This is a genomic window from Novosphingobium sp. BW1 (genome assembly GCF_008107685.1).
Taxonomy (GTDB): Bacteria; Pseudomonadota; Alphaproteobacteria; order Sphingomonadales; family Sphingomonadaceae; genus Novosphingobium.
The window spans coordinates 326305-343274 of the sequence record NZ_VIRF01000078.1 but is presented as its reverse complement, the minus strand read 5'-3'; the positions used below and the strand labels follow the sequence as shown (position 1 = coordinate 343274).

Annotated in this window: 14 protein-coding genes; 10 read left to right on the top strand and 4 right to left on the bottom strand. The window is 63.9% G+C overall.

Annotation, left to right across the window (positions count from 1 at the left end):
* Positions 1-3: 3 nt before the first annotated feature.
* Together topA and FMM79_RS13910 are read left to right on the top strand one after the other, a co-directional pair.
* Positions 4-2679, top strand: coding sequence for a type I DNA topoisomerase (topA, locus tag FMM79_RS13915; protein ID WP_148628028.1), 2676 nt, complete (start codon positions 4-6; stop codon positions 2677-2679).
* A gap of 114 nt (positions 2680-2793) precedes the next feature.
* Complete coding sequence (locus FMM79_RS13910; protein WP_148628027.1) at positions 2794-2973, top strand: hypothetical protein; 180 nt, start codon at positions 2794-2796, stop codon at positions 2971-2973.
* A 158-nt stretch (positions 2974-3131) separates the two neighbouring features.
* Here the strand turns inward: FMM79_RS13910 and FMM79_RS13905 are convergent, their stop codons facing one another.
* The 4 genes from FMM79_RS13905 to lepB are packed head-to-tail and all read right to left on the bottom strand — an operon-like array spanning position 3132 to position 6677.
* Positions 3132-4160, bottom strand: coding sequence for an SGNH/GDSL hydrolase family protein (locus FMM79_RS13905; RefSeq protein ID WP_240339182.1), 1029 nt, complete (start codon positions 4158-4160; stop codon positions 3132-3134).
* Positions 4161-4206: 46 nt separating this feature from the next.
* Positions 4207-5118, bottom strand: a complete 912-nt coding sequence (gene era / locus FMM79_RS13900) for a GTPase Era (RefSeq protein WP_148628026.1) — start codon at positions 5116-5118, stop codon at positions 4207-4209.
* Entirely contained in the window at positions 5115-5783 is a 669-nt protein-coding gene (gene rnc / locus FMM79_RS13895) for a ribonuclease III (RefSeq protein WP_148628025.1), read from the bottom strand. The genes era and rnc overlap by 4 nt, the downstream gene beginning before the upstream one ends.
* A 3-nt stretch (positions 5784-5786) precedes the next feature.
* Positions 5787-6677 (bottom strand): signal peptidase I, encoded by an 891-nt coding sequence (gene lepB / locus FMM79_RS13890; RefSeq protein WP_148628024.1) that lies wholly within the window; start codon positions 6675-6677, stop codon positions 5787-5789.
* A 168-nt stretch (positions 6678-6845) separates the two neighbouring features.
* On the opposite strand from lepB, the gene pgi reads away from it, so the two are divergent.
* From pgi to scpA, 8 genes are all read left to right on the top strand, one after another.
* On the top strand, positions 6846-8366 hold the full coding sequence (gene pgi, locus FMM79_RS13885; RefSeq protein WP_148628140.1) for a glucose-6-phosphate isomerase: 1521 nt from the start codon (positions 6846-6848) through the stop codon (positions 8364-8366).
* A gap of 275 nt (positions 8367-8641) precedes the next feature.
* A complete protein-coding gene (gene gor / locus FMM79_RS13880) occupies positions 8642-9988 on the top strand; it encodes a glutathione-disulfide reductase (RefSeq protein WP_148628023.1) in 1347 nt (448 codons plus the stop codon).
* 347 nt (positions 9989-10335) lie between these two features.
* Complete coding sequence (locus FMM79_RS13875; RefSeq protein ID WP_148628022.1) at positions 10336-11862, top strand: acyl-CoA carboxylase subunit beta; 1527 nt, start codon at positions 10336-10338, stop codon at positions 11860-11862.
* Positions 11863-11950: 88 nt separating this feature from the next.
* A complete protein-coding gene (locus FMM79_RS13870; RefSeq protein WP_148628021.1) occupies positions 11951-13132 on the top strand; it encodes an acetyl-CoA C-acyltransferase family protein in 1182 nt (393 codons plus the stop codon).
* Positions 13132-13572 carry a VOC family protein gene (locus FMM79_RS13865; RefSeq protein ID WP_148628020.1) on the top strand — a complete coding sequence of 147 codons (441 nt, stop codon included), beginning with the start codon at positions 13132-13134 and terminating at the stop codon, positions 13570-13572. Before FMM79_RS13870 ends, FMM79_RS13865 begins: the two co-directional genes overlap by 1 nt.
* Positions 13569-14018: a methylmalonyl-CoA epimerase gene (mce, locus tag FMM79_RS13860; protein ID WP_148628019.1), complete on the top strand. Its 450-nt coding sequence runs from the start codon at positions 13569-13571 to the stop codon at positions 14016-14018. Before FMM79_RS13865 ends, mce begins: the two co-directional genes overlap by 4 nt.
* On the top strand, positions 14018-14797 hold the full coding sequence (locus FMM79_RS13855; RefSeq protein ID WP_148628018.1) for an enoyl-CoA hydratase-related protein: 780 nt from the start codon (positions 14018-14020) through the stop codon (positions 14795-14797). Before mce ends, FMM79_RS13855 begins: the two co-directional genes overlap by 1 nt.
* Position 14798: 1 nt before the next feature.
* Complete coding sequence (gene scpA / locus FMM79_RS13850) at positions 14799-16946, top strand: methylmalonyl-CoA mutase (RefSeq protein WP_148628017.1); 2148 nt, start codon at positions 14799-14801, stop codon at positions 16944-16946.
* Positions 16947-16970: the final 24 nt, after the last annotated feature.

Sequence of the window (16970 nt, the reverse complement as noted above, 5' to 3'; positions counted from 1 at the left end):
GAAATGCAGCTTGTTATCGTCGAGTCACCCGCCAAGGCCAAAACCATCGAGAAGTATCTCGGCAAGGACTACAAGGTGCTCGCCAGCTACGGCCACGTCCGCGACCTGCCGCCCAAGGACGGCTCCGTCCGCCCGGACGAGGGCTTCGAGATGGACTGGGAACTTTACGGCGACAAGCAGAAGCAGGTCCGCGCCATCACCGACGCGGCCAAGCAGGCCGACCGCCTGATTCTCGCGACTGACCCTGATCGCGAAGGCGAAGCCATCTCCTGGCACGTGCTGGAGCTTCTGAAGAAGCGCCGCGCACTGCCTAAGGAGGTCGAGCGCGTCACCTTCAACGCGATCACCAAGGCCACCGTCACCAAGGCGATGCAGGAGCCGCGTGAGCTCGACCAGGACCTGATCGACGCCTATCTCGCGCGCCGTGCGCTCGACTACCTGTTCGGGTTTACGCTCTCGCCGGTGCTTTGGCGAAAGTTGCCCGGCGCCAAGTCGGCAGGCCGCGTGCAGTCGGTCGCGCTGCGCCTGATCGTGGATCGCGAGCGCGAGATCGAGGCGTTCAAGCCGCAGGAATACTGGTCGGTCGCGGCCCTTATGGCGCACGACGGCACCGACTTCACCGCCAAGCTGGTTCAGTTCGAAGGCGAGAAGCTCGATCGTCTCTCGCTCGGCGAGGAAGGCATCGCGATGCGCGCGAAGGCCGCAGTCGAAAATGGCGCTTTCAAGGTCGAGAACGTCGAGACCAAGCCGCACCGCCGCAATCCGCAGCCGCCCTTCACCACCTCAACCCTGCAGCAGGAAGCCGCCCGCAAGCTCGGCTTCTCGGCCAGCCAGACGATGCGCGTGGCGCAGGGGCTCTACGAGCAGGGCGCGATCACCTACATGCGTACCGACGGTGTGCAAATGGACCCGAGCGCGATCCAGGATTGCCGCAAGGCCGTCGCGGACCGCTACGATGGACATTTCCTGCCCGACAAGCCGCGTCACTACGAAACCAAGGCGAAGAACGCGCAGGAAGCCCACGAAGCGATTCGTCCGACGGACTTTACCAAATACAAGCTGGGCTCGGGCGATGCCGCGCGCCTCTACGACCTCATCTTCAAGCGCGCGATGGCGAGCCAGATGGCCTCGGCGCAGATGGAGCGCACCACGGTCACCCTGCGCGATGGCACGGGGCGTACCGAGCTGCGCGCCTCGGGCCAAGTCGTGAAGTTCCCGGGCTTCCTTGCCGTCTATGAAGAAGGACAGGACAACAAATCGGACGATGATGACAGCGGCCTCCTGCCCTTCATGAAGGCAGGCGACATGCCCGCCAAGAAGGACGTTTCGGCCGAGCAGCATTTCACCCAGCCGCCGCCGCGCTTCTCTGAAGCCAGCCTGGTCAAGCGGCTGGAGGAACTGGGCATCGGGCGCCCGTCGACCTACGCCGCCACGATCCAGGTGCTGAAGGACCGCAATTACGTGCGGACCGAGAAAAACCGTTTCTTCGCCGAGGAATCGGGCCGACTTCTCACCTCGTTCCTACAGCGCTTTTTCGAGCGCTATGTCGCTTATGACTTCACGGCGGGCATGGAAGATGAGCTCGACGATGTCTCGGATGGCCGCCAGGCGTGGAAGGATCTGCTCGAAGCGTTCTGGCGTGACTTCAAGCCCAAGTCCGATGAGATCATGGAGCTGAAGCCCTCGGACGTGACCAAGGAGCTGGACGAATTCCTGTCCGACTTCCTGTTCCCGCCCAAGGATGACGGCTCGGACCCGCGCCAGTGTCCCAAGTGCGCAGACGGTAAGCTGGCGCTGCGCGGCGGTCGCTACGGCGCCTTCATCGCCTGCTCGAATTACCCCGAGTGCAAGTTCACCCGCAAATTCGCCCAGCCCGGCTCCGATGGCGAGGGGCAGGACGATCACGAACTGGGCACCCACCCCGAGACGGGTGAAGAGATCTTGCGCAAGGTCGGGCGCTTTGGCCCCTACATCCAGATGGGTGAGGGCAAAGACGCCAAGCGTGCCTCGATCCCCAAGGATATCGACGAGCTTGATCTCGATTGGGCGGTCAAGCTGCTCAGCCTGCCGCGCACGATCGGCACGCACCCCGAAACGGGTGAGGAAATCGTCGCGAACATTGGGCGTTACGGGCCGTACCTTCTGCATAATGGCAAGTACGGGAAGCTGAAGACCACTGCGGACGTGTTCGAGACGGGCATGAACGCGGCAGTCTCGATTCTGGCTGAAGCGGCTGCGGGCCGGGGCGGCGGACGCACCAAGGCCGAGCCGATCAAGGTTCTGGGCAAGCACCCCACCAGCGAGGGCGAGATGAAGGTCATGTCGGGCCGCTATGGCCCCTACGTGACTGACGGCACCTACAACGCTACGCTCCCGCGCGACAGCAAGCCCGAAGACCTGACCGAGGCCGAGGCGATCGCGCTGATCGATGCGAAGGCCGCCAAGGGGCCGCCCAAGGGCAAGAAGAAGGCGCCCGCGAAGAAGAAGGCTCCGGCCAAGAAGACCGCGGCGAAGAAGGCGGACGACGGCGAGGGTGAAACCACGGCCAAGAAGGCGCCAGCAAAGAAGGCTGCGCCGAAAAAGACGGCTGCCAAGAAGGCTCCGGCAAAGAAGGCTCCGGCAAAGAAGGCCGGGGCCTCGGGTGAGGACCAGGGCGACGACGTGCCCTGGGATGCGTAAGGTTCGTGGGATCGCGCTGCGGTTGCGCTTGCCTGCGCACCGCATCGTGGATCCGTCAAGGGGTGAGTTCAGCCCCAATCAGATAAGGTCCGTGTCCGGGCCGGAAAGCAGGCCGTGAGCAACAAGATCGCCAAGCACAAGCAGCCCTGGAAGCCCGAAGAACTGCAAAAGCTGCAGACGCTTGCGGGCAAGGGCAAGGGCCTCAAGGAAATCGCCAAAGCTCTCAACCGCACCGAGGAATCGACCAAGGACGCGGCGCGCCAGCACGGTTTTTCCATCGCGAAGGCGCGGTAAGGTAGAAATAAGAGGTGTCCGAGGGCCATTGCCCTCGGGCTCCCCGAACTGTCTGCCTCACTGTCCTCGTGCAACCTTGGTCAAGAGAGGTGAGGTCGCCCATTTCTGGGGGCAAAGGGGCGATGGCCCGTTGAAAACGTCTTCTTACCTTCTTGAAATTAGTTGACTGCGGCTGCGTTGTCCTCCCTTTGCCCCGCAACTTCATAGGCCGGCGGATTGATTTCCTTGATGCCGCTGTTGATCAGCCACCACGAGATATCCTGTGCGGTCGCGCGCATGCCTGCCAGGTTGAGGTGCCACTGGAGACCCAGGCTCCCGTCGTAACCCGTTGGAGAGCCGATCATCCAGGCGTTTTCACCGTCGCAGGGCGTATGTCCCTTTGAGGCGATGTTCATTTCCACGACCAGAACACCGCGTTCGCGGGCGACCTTGTCGGTAATCTCGCCAAGGCGCTTGCCGATGGTGCGCACGATGGCCGCGTGTTCGGGGCTAACAGGCGTCGCCTCGCACAGCTGGCCCACAGGTGGTAGCGGGGTCAGGTACTGGACGAGCACGATCCGCGCGCGCGGTGCCTGGCTGCGCACGCGGCGGACGATCTCGTTTAACTGCATCTCGACGCGGGCGTAGTCGACGTTCTGGGGCGTACGTACTGCGTTGCAGGTGCGTGGCTTACTGCCGGGACTACGGTTTGCGTTGCGGAAATGGCAGGTCGCCGAGAACAGGTTCCCGATGTAGTTGAGATCGTTGCCGCCGATGGTGATCGTCACCAGCCGGGTCTGGGGTGTGACGGCCTCGATCTGCGGGGCGATTTCTTTCCATGGGCCCAGGATGTTCGTCGTCATCGCGCCCGAGCAGGTACGGTCGGTCAGGTTCAGACCGAAGCGCTGTGCAAGGAGCGTGGGGTAGTTGTTCTGGCTCTGCCCACAGCGCGGGTTGGGCCCGGGCTTGACCGGGCGCAGGCCCGGGCCTGCCGAAAACGAGGAGCCCATCGCGACGTAACGCTCGCCTTCCAGGCTTACGGGTTCGGGGGGCGGGGGGGCTTCGATGGTCACGACCGGTTCCGGCGTGGTCGGCTCGATACGCATGGGCGCGCGTGTCTGGGCGTGGGCCGTGTTCGCGGACAGCGCGCAGGCACCGGTAAGCAGCGCGGCAAGGCCAAGGCGGCCCGCCCGGGAAAAGAACGTCATCGTGCCTCCTGGATGGGAACGCGAGGTAATGTCGGGTTGGAAATGCCTAGCGGACCCAGTCGAGCCCGATTTCCTCGTAGATATCTTTCGCGTCGGCCCAGTTTTCCTCAACCTTCACGTGGAGAAAAAGGTGCACCTTCTGGCCCAGGATGTCGGCGAGTTCCTTGCGGGCGGCCTCGCCAATGGCCTTGATCTTGGTGCCGCGCTTGCCCAGCACGATGGCGCGCTGGTTGTCGCGGGTCACGACGATCTGCTGGCGGATTTCGACCGAGCCGTCCTTGCGCTGGGTGTAGCTTTCGGCCCGCACCGCGCTGTCGTAGGGCAGTTCCTCGTGAAGCTGGCGGTAGAGCTGTTCGCGCGTGACCTCGCAGGCGAGCAGGCGTTCGCTGGCATCCGACACCTGTTCCTCAGGGTAGTGCCAAGGCCCCTCGGGCATGAGTCCCGCAAGGTGCCCCTTCAGTTCCGGCACGCCGTCCCCGGTCAGGGCGGAGACGAAGTAGATCTCGTCGAAGCTGATCGCAGCACCAAGTTCCTGGGCAAGCTTGAGCAGCGGTTCCTTGGCGCAGGCATCGACCTTATTGAGGACGAGGATCTTGCGCTCGGCACGGTCTTTCAGCGTTTCGAGCAGCGGTTCCAGTTCGTGGCGACGCTGCTTGATCGGGTCGACCACGAGCAGGATCGCATCGGCTTCTTCCGCGCCTTCCCAGGCCGCAGCCACCATCGCGCGGTCGAGCCGGCGCTTGGGCGCGAAGATGCCCGGCGTGTCGGCAAGGATGATCTGGACTTGGCCTTCCAGGGCAATGCCCATGAGGCGCGCGCGGGTGGTCTGCGCCTTGGCCGAGGTGATGGCGACCTTTTGGCCGACAAGAGCGTTCACCAGCGTGGACTTGCCCGCGTTGGGGGCGCCGATGACGGCCACAAGGCCGCACTTTTCCGCGCTGTTGTCGGGCGACGTCATGCAAACTTCCTCATGAATTCTTCGGCCGCGCGGGTTTCGGCATCCTGCTTGGAATTGGCCGTGGCCTGTGCGCGGCCCACATTGTGAATAGCAACCTCGACGGTGAATTGCGAGGCGTGATCGGGGCCCGAGCGGTCGACGAGCTTGTATTCGGGCATCCGCCGGCGGTTGCCCGCGGCCCATTCCTGCAGCGCCGATTTGGGGTGCTTGCGCTGGCCGGTCTTACCCTCCAGCGTCTTGGCCCAGAGGCGCCGTACCATGGCCTGGGCGGCTTCGAAACCGTGGATGAGGAAGCAGGCGCCGATCAGCGCCTCCATCACATCGCCCAGGATGTTCTCGCTGTCCTCGCCCCCGTCGTCGCGCGCCTGCTTGCCCAGGCGCATATGCTGGCCAAGGCCCAGGCCACGCGCGATGACGGCGCAGGTCGCGCGACTGACGAGCGCGTTGAGGCGCTGCGACAGGCGGCCTTCGGCCTCCGCGCTGTGTTCGTAAAGCCACTCGGCGATGGAGAGCCCGAGGACACGGTCGCCGAGGAACTCCAGGCGTTCGTAGTTGCGCTTCTCGCCGGTGCTGCCGTGGGTGAGGGCCGCGATCCAGATCGCCTCCTCGCCGATGGGCTGGCCGACCGTCTCTTCGAGAAAGCGGCGGGTATCGTCAGTGAGCACGGATCAGAAGGTCCCGCCGATACGGTTCCAGCGCGCGGCCGTGAACCAGGTCCAGGGAAGCAGCCAGTTGGCCGAGCCATCGGTCGAGAACATCATCAGCGCCGCCTTGCCGACCAGGTTTTCCTGCGGGACGATGCCGATGCCGCCGCCTTCGATCGCCGGGAAACGGCTGTCGAGTGAATTGTCGCGGTTGTCCCCCATCAGGAACATGTGGCCTTCGGGCACGATGTAGGTGCCGGTGTTGTCCTTCTCGCGCGCGCCCATGTCGAGCACGTTGTAGCTGACTCCGTTGGGCAGCGTTTCGCGGTACTGCGGATAGCGGCAGGCGGACGAGCCATCGGCGCGCACGATTTCGAAGCGTGGCTCGACGCAAGGGAGGCGCATTTCCGTCTTGGCGGAATCGCGCATGTTTTGCGTGACGGGCAAGATGAAGTCGTCGATGCGTTCCTTGGGCACGGGCGTGCCGTTGAGGATGACCTGGCCGCCCTGCATGCGGATCTCGTCGCCGGGCAAACCAATGACTCGCTTGATGTAGTCGAGGTCATTGCCTGGAGGCGCCTTGAAGATGACGACGTCGCCGCGTTCCGGCTGGCTGGCGAACACGCGGCCCGGGATCAGCGGCGCGCTGAAGGGGAGCGAGTACTTCGAGTAGCCGTAGGACCACTTCGAGGCGAACAGGTAATCCCCGATCAGCAGGCGCGGCAGCATCGATTCGCTGGGAATGTTGAAGGGCGAGACGATGAAGCTGCGCAGCACGACCACGCCCAGCACAAGCCAGAACAGGAACGCGAAGAAGTTCTCGTCCTTCTTGGGCTTTTCGTCAGGTTTGGCCGCTGGGGGCTGGGGCGCCTTGGCGGCAGGCGCCGTGTCGGGAACGCTGTCGGTTTCGCTCATGCCCGACCCATGTTGCGCAAGGCCTCAAAGGTCAAGTGAATTGCCGAGGAAGTGCCATCTTGGCTCGACCGGGGGCAGCGGCAATGGGTGCTCTTGTGAAACGGCTTGGTTTTCGCACCTGCAATAACCATAAGGCGATCTAACTGCGCCATGAACGAGGAGACTGGCATGACTGACGCGATCTGGGACGCTCTCAAGGGGCTCGCAAAACCGAGCCTGACCGAGCTCTTCGATGGCGATTCGCAGCGCCTCGACAAGCTTTCGACCCGCTTTGAGCTGGGCGAGGAAGAGACGCTGGGCGAAATCCGATTCGACTGGTCGAAGACCCACCTTGATGACGCGCACATCGCCGCGTTCGAGGAACTGGCAGGCGCCATGGACTTTGCCGGGCGCCGCGCGGCGCTGTTCGCGGGCGAGATCGTCAATCCGACCGAGGGGCGCGCGGCCGAGCACACCGCGCAGCGCGGAGTGGGCAAGGAAGAGAGTGTCCAGCTGGCGCTTGACTACCACCACAAGACCGCCGCGATTGTCGAGGCGATCCTGCGCGGCGCGATGGGCGAGGTAAAGCACCTCATCCACGTGGGCATTGGCGGTTCGGCACTGGGGCCGGCCCTTGCGGTCGACGCGCTCTCGGAAGAAGGGGCGCTGGTCGATGTCCATGTCGTCTCCAACATTGACGGGGTCGCGCTGGAGCGCGCGCTGCGAGCCTGTGATCCGCGAACCACGATGCTCGCCATCGCGTCCAAGACCTTCACCACCATCGAGACCATGACCAACGCCGAGAGCGTGATGAACTGGTTTCGCGAGAACGAGGTCGAGGACCCCTACGGCCGCGTCGTGGCGCTGACGGCCTCGCCTGAGAAGGCGGTCGAATGGGGTGTCGATGAAACCCGCATCCTGCCATTTTCGGAAAGTGTGGGCGGACGCTATTCGCTCTGGTCCTCGATCGGCTTTCCGGTCGCGATGGCGCTGGGCTGGCCGGACTTTGCCGAGTTCCTGGCCGGCGCTGCAGCCATGGACGAGCATTTCCGCGACACCGACGGGGCGAACAACCTGCCGCTGCGCGCGGCCTTTGCCGACCAGTATTATGCACGCCTTCGTGGCTGTCAGACCCGTGCGGTTTTCGCCTATGACCAGCGCCTGGCGCTGCTGCCCGACTATCTCCAGCAGCTCGAGATGGAATCGAACGGCAAGAGCGTGAAGGCGGATGGCACCCCCGTGGAAGGGCCGACGGCACCGATTACCTGGGGCGGCGTCGGCACTGATGCGCAGCACGCGGTGTTCCAGCTCCTCCACCAGGGCACGAACCTTGTACCGGTCGACTTTATCGCCTGCATCGCGCCAGGAGATGACCTCGCCGAGGACCACCACCGCATCCTTCTCTCAAATTGCTTTGCGCAAGGCGCCGCGCTCATGGCGGGCAAGGCGAGCGACGATGCCGCCCGCGCCTATCCGGGCAACCGTCCTTCGGCGACGATCCTTCTTGATGACCTGACGCCTGCCACCTTCGGTGCGCTGGTCGCCTTCCATGAACACCGAACGTTTGCGAACGCGGTGCTTATGGGGATCAACCCCTTTGACCAGTTCGGCGTGGAACTGGGCAAGGCGATTGCCAAGCAGATCGAGAAGGGCGGCACCACCTTCGATCCTTCGACCGAGGCGCTGTTACAGGCCGCCGGGATCGCGTGAACTAAGATAGAGGATCCAAGGGGCCATCGCCCCTTGACCCCGGAATCGGCGACCTCATCATTCTCCGCCAACGTGGCGCGGGAAGGCTGAGGTCTCCTGTTTTGGGGAGCCCGAGGGCGATGGCCCTCAGAAGCCTTCCTTCTTGCATGCCCCTGATTGTTTGCTAGGCAAACAATCAGGGTGCGCGGTTGTCAAAGGGACCTGACCCGGCCCATATGCCGCGCAGCGATCCACAGTCTCGAATGCAAGGCCCACGCGCCGGGAGCAACCAGCAGATGTCCGAATACGATTACGACCTTTTCACCATCGGTGCCGGTTCGGGGGGCGTGCGCGCCAGCCGTGTGTCCGCGGCCCATGGCGCGCGCGTGGCCGTGGCCGAGGAGTTCCGCGTGGGCGGGACCTGCGTAATCCGCGGCTGTGTGCCCAAGAAGATGCTCGTCTACGGCGCCCACTTCGCCGAGGATCTTGAGGACGCCAAGCATTTCGGCTGGGATATCGGTGCAGCCAAATTCGATTGGGTGAAGCTGCGCGACAATGTCCTCAACGACATCGATCGCCTGAACGGCCTGTACAAGCAGACGCTGGAGAATAACGGCGTCGAGGTGTTCGATGAGCGCGCGACGATCACGGGCCCGCACGAGATCACGCTATCGAGCGGCGAGGTGAAGACGGCGAAGGTCATCCTCATCGCCACTGGCGCGCGCCCCTTCGTGCCCGGCTTTGAAGGGCGCGAACACGGCATCACGTCGAACGAGGCTTTCCATCTCGACGCCATTCCCGAACGTGTGCTGATCGCGGGCGGCGGCTATATTGCCAACGAGTTCGCCGGGATCTTCAACGAGTTCGGCGCGCAGGTCACGATCATGAACCGCTCGGACCAGATCCTGCGCGGCTATGACGAGGCCATGCGCGACCGTCTGTTGCAGATCTCGCTGGCCAAGGGCATCGACTTCCGCTTCCGGGCCGAGTTCGAGAAGATCGAGAAGAACGCGGACGGCTCGCTCAAGGTGTTCATGACCAACCATGAGCCGATGGATGTCGACTGCGTGCTCTACGCCACGGGCCGCGTGCCCAATGTTGAAGGGCTCGGCCTTGGCGAGGTGGGTGTTGCGACTAATGATCGCGGCGCCATCGCGGTGGACGAGTACAACCGCACGAGCGTCGAGAGCATCTACGCGGTGGGCGATGTGACCGACCGCATCCAGCTCACCCCGGTCGCGATCCGCGAGGGCCAGGCCTTTGCCGATACCGTGTTCGCCGGCAAGCCGACCACGGTCGATTACGGCTGCGTCCCTTCGGCGGTGTTCAGCCACCCCCCGATTGCCTCTGTCGGCATGACCGAGAGTGAGGCGACGAAGGCGTTTGGGTCGTGCAAGGTTTATACCAGCGATTTCAGGCCGATGAAGAACGCGCTCGCGCACCGTAACGAGCGCGCGCTCTACAAGATGATCTGCGAGCCCGAGACCGGCAAGGTGCTGGGCCTGCACATGATCGGCCCGGATTCGCCCGAGATTATCCAGGTCGCTGCCGTGGCCGTGAAGGCCGGGCTCACCAAGGCGGACTTCGATGCGACTGTCGCGGTGCATCCTACCATGTCGGAGGAACTGGTCCTTTTGAAGTAGGGCGCGTCCGACAGGTTTCGCTTCGCCGCAGATGCGAAGCGATGGGTGAAATGGGGCAGGGTTCAACTCCTGCCCTTTTTCGTGCGCGCACGTGCATGAAACGTTACACTGTTTCGCGCAAATTGCCGCAAGCGCACTGTTTGTACCTGCCTGGCGGGAAGATCGCTTGCCGGATATTGTCCGGTCAGAATACGATTTCTGTTTAACCGGGCGATTAAAACTGTTGACCTGAGCGCTGTGACCTGCCTTAGCACGCGCAGAAAAAGTTTTGCTCGTACCACCATGGACCGTTCCGCAGCGGGGCCATTTCCGCCGTGGTCTGGGACAGCACTGCCAAGGGAAGTCGGATGTCAGCCAATATTGCCGAACTGGAGAAGCGTCGTGCCGGTGCCAAGATGGGCGGAGGCCAGCGCCGCATCGATGCACAGCATGCCAAAGGCAAGCTGACCGCACGCGAACGCCTCGAAGTTCTCCTCGATGAGGACAGCTTCGAGGAGATGGACCTCTATGTCGAGCACGATTGCATCGATTTCGGCATGCAAGAGCAGAAGATCCCCGGCGACGGTGTGGTGACCGGATCGGGCACGATCAATGGCCGCCTTGTCTATGTATTCAGCCAGGACTTCACCGTGTTCGGCGGCTCGCTCTCGGCGCGCCACGCGCAGAAGATCTGCAAGGTAATGGACGCTGCGCTGAAGGTCGGCGCGCCGGTGATCGGCCTCAATGATTCGGGCGGTGCGCGCATCCAGGAAGGCGTCGCCTCGCTGGGCGGCTATGCCGACGTGTTTCAGAAGAACGTGCTCGCCTCGGGTGTCATCCCGCAGCTCTCGCTGATCATGGGGCCCTGCGCGGGCGGCGCGGTCTATTCGCCCGCGATGACCGACTTCATCTTCATGGTGAAGGATAGTTCCTACATGTTCGTGACCGGCCCGGACGTGGTCAAGACGGTCACCAACGAGGTTGTCACGCAGGAAGAACTGGGCGGCGCGATCACCCACTCGTCCAAGACCTCGGTTTCGGATCTGGCGCTGGAAAACGACATCGAGGCGTTGCTGGCTGCGCGCGAGTTCATCGACTTCCTGCCAGCCTCGAACCGTGACGAAGTGCCTGAGCGCCCCAACGCGGACCCCTGGGACCGTCTCGAGCCGAGTCTCGACACGATCATTCCGCCCTCGGCCAACCAGCCCTATGACATGCACGAAGTTATCCGCAAGACGCTGGATGAGGGCGAGTTCTTCGAGATCCAGCCGCTCCACGCGGGCAACATCCTGTGCGGGTTCGGCCGTATAGAGGGCAAGACCGTGGGTATCGTCGCCAACCAGCCGATGGTGCTGGCAGGCGTGCTCGACATCAATGCGTCCAAGAAGGCCGCGCGCTTTGTGCGTTTCTGCGACGCCTTCAATATCCCGATCATCACCTTCGTCGACGTGCCGGGCTTCCTTCCGGGCACAGACCAGGAGCACAACGGCATCATCAAGCACGGCGCCAAGCTGCTCTTCGCCTATGGCGAGGCGACCGTGCCCAAGATCACCGTGATTACCCGCAAGGCCTACGGCGGTGCCTATGACGTCATGGCCTCCAAGCACCTGCGCGGGGATCTCAACTACGCCTGGCCGACCGCCGAAATCGCGGTGATGGGCGCCAAGGGCGCGGTGGAGATCATCTTTCGAGGTCTCGACGCCGATGGCATCGCGGCCAAGACCAAGGAATACGAAGACCGTTTCGCAAATCCCTTCGTGGCCGCGAGCCGGGGCTACATCGACGAAGTCATCTACCCCCAGTCGACCCGCAAGCGCATCGCGCTGGGTCTTCGCAAGCTGCGCAACAAGAACCTCGAGAACCCCTGGAAGAAGCACGACAACATTCCGCTGTAAGGCGGACCATCGTCCGGGCGCAGGCGTGGTGTTGAACATACCGCGCGCGCCGGCGCGAACGATAATTTGAAGAGGATAGAGGGCACGCATGGAAGAGATTTACATCGTCAGCGGCACGCGCACGGCGGTCGGCACCTTTGGCGGTAGCCTGGCCTCGTTCCGTCCGGCAGAGCTCGGCGCCATTGCCATCAAGGAAGCCATCGCCCGTGCAGGGATCGATGCCGAACTGATCGAGAACGTGGTCGTTGGCACGGTCGTCCCGACCCAGCCCAAGGACGCCTATGTCTCCCGCATGGCCTCGCTGAACGCGGGCGTGCCGATCTCCTCGCAGGCGATGAATGTCAACCGCCTGTGCGGCTCGGGCCTGCAGGCTATCGTCTCGGCCGCGCAGGCGATCGCTCTTGGGGAACACCAGTTCGCCGTTGGCGCAGGCTGCGAGGTCATGTCGAACTCCACCCACATGACCAGCGCCGTGCGCAAGGGTGTAAAGATGGGCGGCGTCACCTTCGAGGACGGCATGCTGGGCGCGCTGACCGACCCCTTTGACGACATCCACATGGGCGTCACCGCCGAGAACGTCGCGGCGCAGTGTGATATCTCGCGCGAGGACCAAGATGCGCTGGCGGTGGAAAGCCACAAGCGCGCTGCGAACGCGATCGAGAAGGGCTACTTCAAGGACCAGATCGTTCCGGTCGAGATCAAGACCCGCAAGGGCGTGACCGTCTTCGACACCGATGAGCACGTGCGCGCCGATGCTACGCTGGAATCGATGGCCAAGCTCAAGACCGTATTCAAGAAGGACGGAACGGTGACCGCGGGCAACGCTTCGGGCATCAACGACGGCGCCGCAGCCGTTGTCCTGGCTAGCGGAAAGGCGGTTGCTGAAAAGGGCCTGACGCCGATGGCCAGGATCCTGGGTTGGGGGCATGCGGGCGTCGAGCCCACGGTCATGGGGCTTGGCCCGGTGAAGGCGGTTCCGGTGGCGCTGGAGCGCGCTGGGCTGACGCTTGACCAGATCGACGTGATCGAAAGCAACGAAGCTTTTGCCGCGCAGGCCTGCGGCGTCGCCAAGGAGCTGGGCTTCGATCCGGACAAGACCAACCCCAACGGTTCGGGCGTCTCGCTGGGCCACCCGATTGGCGCGACTGGCACGATCCTCACCGTCAAGGCGATGTACGAATTGAAGCGCACGGGCGGCAAGTACGCGCTCATCACCATGTGCATTGGTGGCGGGCAGGGTATCGCCATGGTCATCGAGGCCTGCGCCTGATGCAGCTGGGCCGGCTCAATCACGTAGGCATCGCGGTCCCCGACATGGAGGCCGCGCTGGCCCACTGGACCGGCGTGATGGGGGCAACCTGTGTGCACGAGCCCATCGTGATTGAGCGGGCCGGCATCCTCATCCGGTTCGTGGATACGCCCGCAGGCGGGGCGATGAACGGCACACAGGTCGAACTGATCCAGCCCCTGCGCGCGGGCAGCACGGTAAGCCCGTTCCTGGCCGAGAACCCGGGCGGCGGGCAGCATCATCTGTGCTTCGAGGTGCCCGACATCCACGAGGCCAAGGCCTGGTTCGAGGCTCAGGGCAAGCGTGTCCTGGGTGAGCCGCGCCCGGGCGCCCACGGCCATCCGATCTTCTTCGTCCATGGCGATGACATGGGCGGCATCCTCACCGAAATTCTCGAAACACCCAAGGAGCCTCAGCCATGAAGCTTGGCCGTCTCAACCACGTCGGCGTCGCGACGCCCGACCTCGATGCTGCCATCGCCTTCTACAAGGACGTTATGGGCGCGGCTGTCGTAACCCAACCTTTCGTGCTCGAAAGCCAGAAGGTGCGCGTGTGCTTCGTGGAAACGCCGCAGGAAAGCGGAGCGCTGGGCACTACGGGCGGCACGCAGATCGAACTGCTCGAACCCACTGATCCCGATTCCGCGGTCGGCAAGTGGCTGGCGAAGAACCCGCTCGGGGGACAGCACCACATTTGCTACGAGGTCGAGGATATTGCCGAGGCCAAGGCCTGGTTCGAGGCTCAGGGCAAGCGGGTCTTGGGCGAACCGCGCATTGGTGCCCACGGCACGATGATCTTCTTCGTCCACCCCAAGGACATGGGCGGCCAGCTTACCGAGATCATGGAACGTCCCAAGGGGGCGCACTGATGGCCGAGGTTCTCAAAGTCGAGCGTGAGGGCGATGTCGCCATTCTCACGCTCTCGCGCGAGGAACGCCTGAACGCGCTGACCCCGCGTCTCATCACCGAACTGCGCCTCGCGCTGGAGACAAGCGTGGCCGAAGGTGCACGCGCGCTGGTGCTGACGGGCGCGGGCCGGGCCTTCTCGTCCGGTGCGGACCTTCAGGCCGATGGCGAGGACGCGCTGCCCGAGGACCTCGGCGAGATTCTGGGCACGACCTACAACCCGCTGGCGCGCACGCTGGCCGAACTGCCCGTGCCGCTTGTCGTGGCCGTCAATGGCCCGGCGGTGGGCGCAGGAATGGGCTTCGCGCTCGCCGGCGACATCGTCGTCGCGGAGCGCTCGGCCTATTTCCTGCTCGCTTTTGCCAACATCGGCCTCGTGCCCGATGCGGGCGCGACGTGGATGGTGGCCAAGTGCGTAGGCCGCGCGCGCGCGATGGAACTGGCGCTGCTGGGCGAAAAGCTCTCGGCCGAGGACGCGCAATGCATGGGCCTCATCGCGCGCGTGGTCGAGGACGGGACCTCGCTGGCCGAGGCGAAGGCGCTGGCCGCGAAGCTTGCCAAGGGGCCGACGCGGGCGCTGGGGATGATCCGCAAGCAGGTAATCCACGCGCTCGACCATGATTTCGACCAGAGCCTGCGGATGGAAGCGGCGAACCAGAGCGATGCCGGCTTTTCCGAGGACTTCAAGGAAGCGGTCACCGCCTTCCGCGAGAAGCGCAAACCCGAGTTCAAGGGATTCTGAGATGAGCGACACACCCAAGCTGGACGACTGGAAGGCCCTTGCCGACAAGGAAGTGAAGGGCCGCGACCTCACCTGGAACACGCCTGAAGGTATCGCGGTAAAGCCGCTCTACACCGCCGAGGATGTGACCACCGATCCGGGCCTTCCCGGCTTTGCGCCTTTCACGCGCGGCGTGAAAGCCTCGATGTACGCAGGGCGCCCCTGGACGATCCGCCAATACGCAGGGTTCTCTACCGCCGAGGAATCGAACGCCTTCTATCGGCGCAATCTCGCAGCAGGTCAGAAGGGCCTCTCGGTCGCCTTCGACCTTGCCACCCACCGCGGCTATGATTCCGATCACCCGCGCGTGACCGGTGACGTGGGCATGGCAGGCGTCGCCATCGACAGCGTCGAGGACATGAAGATCCTCTTCGATGGCATTCCGCTCGATGAAATGTCGGTCTCGATGACGATGAACGGCGCGGTGATCCCGTGCCTCGCCTTCTATATCATCGCCGCCGAGGAACAGGGCGTTTCGCCCGACAAGCTGACCGGAACCATTCAGAACGACATTCTGAAGGAGTTCATGGTCCGCAACACCTATATCTATCCGCCTGAGCCTTCGATGCGGATCATCTCGGACATCTTCGCCTATACGGCGGACAACATGCCCAAGTTCAACTCGATCTCGATTTCCGGCTACCACATGCAGGAAGCGGGCGCGACGCAGGTGCAGGAACTGGCCTTCACGATTGCCGATGGCATGGAATACGTGAAGTACGGCGTAGCCTCGGGCCTCGATATCGACAAGTTTGCAGGGCGTCTCTCGTTCTTCTTCGCGATCGGCATGAACTTCTTCATGGAAATCGCCAAGCTGCGCGCCGCGCGCACCTTGTGGCACCGGGCGATGACACAGCTGGGCGCCAAGTCGGAACGCTCCAAGATGCTGCGCACGCACTGCCAGACCTCGGGTGTCAGCTTGCAGGAGCAGGATCCCTACAACAACGTCATGCGCACCACCATCGAGGCCATGGCCGCGATGCTGGGGGGCACCCAGTCGCTCCACACCAACGCGCTCGATGAGGCTATCGCGCTGCCGACGGACTTCTCGGCCCGCATCGCGCGCAACACCCAGATCGTGATCCAGGAAGAAACCGGCATGACCAATGTCGTCGATCCCTTGGGCGGCTCCTACTACATTGAGGCTCTCACCAGTGAACTGGTCGAGAAGGCCTGGGAGATCATCGAGCGCGTCGAGCGCGAAGGCGGGATGGCCAAGGCGGTTGCTGCCGGCTGGCCCAAGGGCATGATCGAGGAAGCCGCAGCCGGGCGCCAGGCGCGCGTCGACCGGGGCGATGACGTGATCGTGGGCGTCAACAAGTACCGCCGCGAGCAGGAAGACCCGATCGAGACCCTCGCGGTCGACAACGCCAAGGTTCGCGCCAGCCAGATCGCGCGCATCAACAAGGTCAAGGCGGGCCGCGACGAGGCCAGGTGCCGCGCGGCGCTCAAGGCCCTGACCGAAGGTGCAAAGGGCAAGGGCAACCTCCTGGCGCTCGCTGTCGATGCGGCGCGCGAACGCGCCACGCTGGGCGAAATCTCGGCCGCGATGGAAGAGGTCTTTGGCCGCCACGGCACGATGCCGACCCCGGTCAAGGGCATCTACGGCACGGCGTACGAGGGCGACAGCCGCTACCAGCAGGTGCTCGACGGGGTGGAGGCGGTCTCGCGCCGTCTGGGCCGTGCGCCGCGCCTTTTCGTCGCCAAGATGGGTCAGGACGGCCATGACCGCGGCGCCAACGTGATCGCCTCGGCTTTTGGCGACATGGGTTTTGATGTGGTGTCGGGCCCGCTGTTCCAGACCCCGGAAGAGGCCTGCAAGATGGCGCTCGAGAACGAGGTCGAGGTGGTCGGCGCTTCCAGCCTTGCCGCGGGGCACAAGACCCTCATCCCCGAGATGATCGAACACCTGCGCGACGCCGGGCGCGGGGATATCAAGGTGGTGGCAGGGGGCGTCATCCCGGCGACCGACTACGAGTTCCTCAAGGAGCGCGGCGTTCAGGGCATCTACGGTCCGGGCTCTAACGTGGTCGAGTGCGCGGCCGACGTCTTGCGCCTGCTGGGCCACAACATGCCGCCTGCGGGCGAAACGCTGGACGCGGCCGAGTAAGCGGCGGGCTGGGCGCGAGGACGA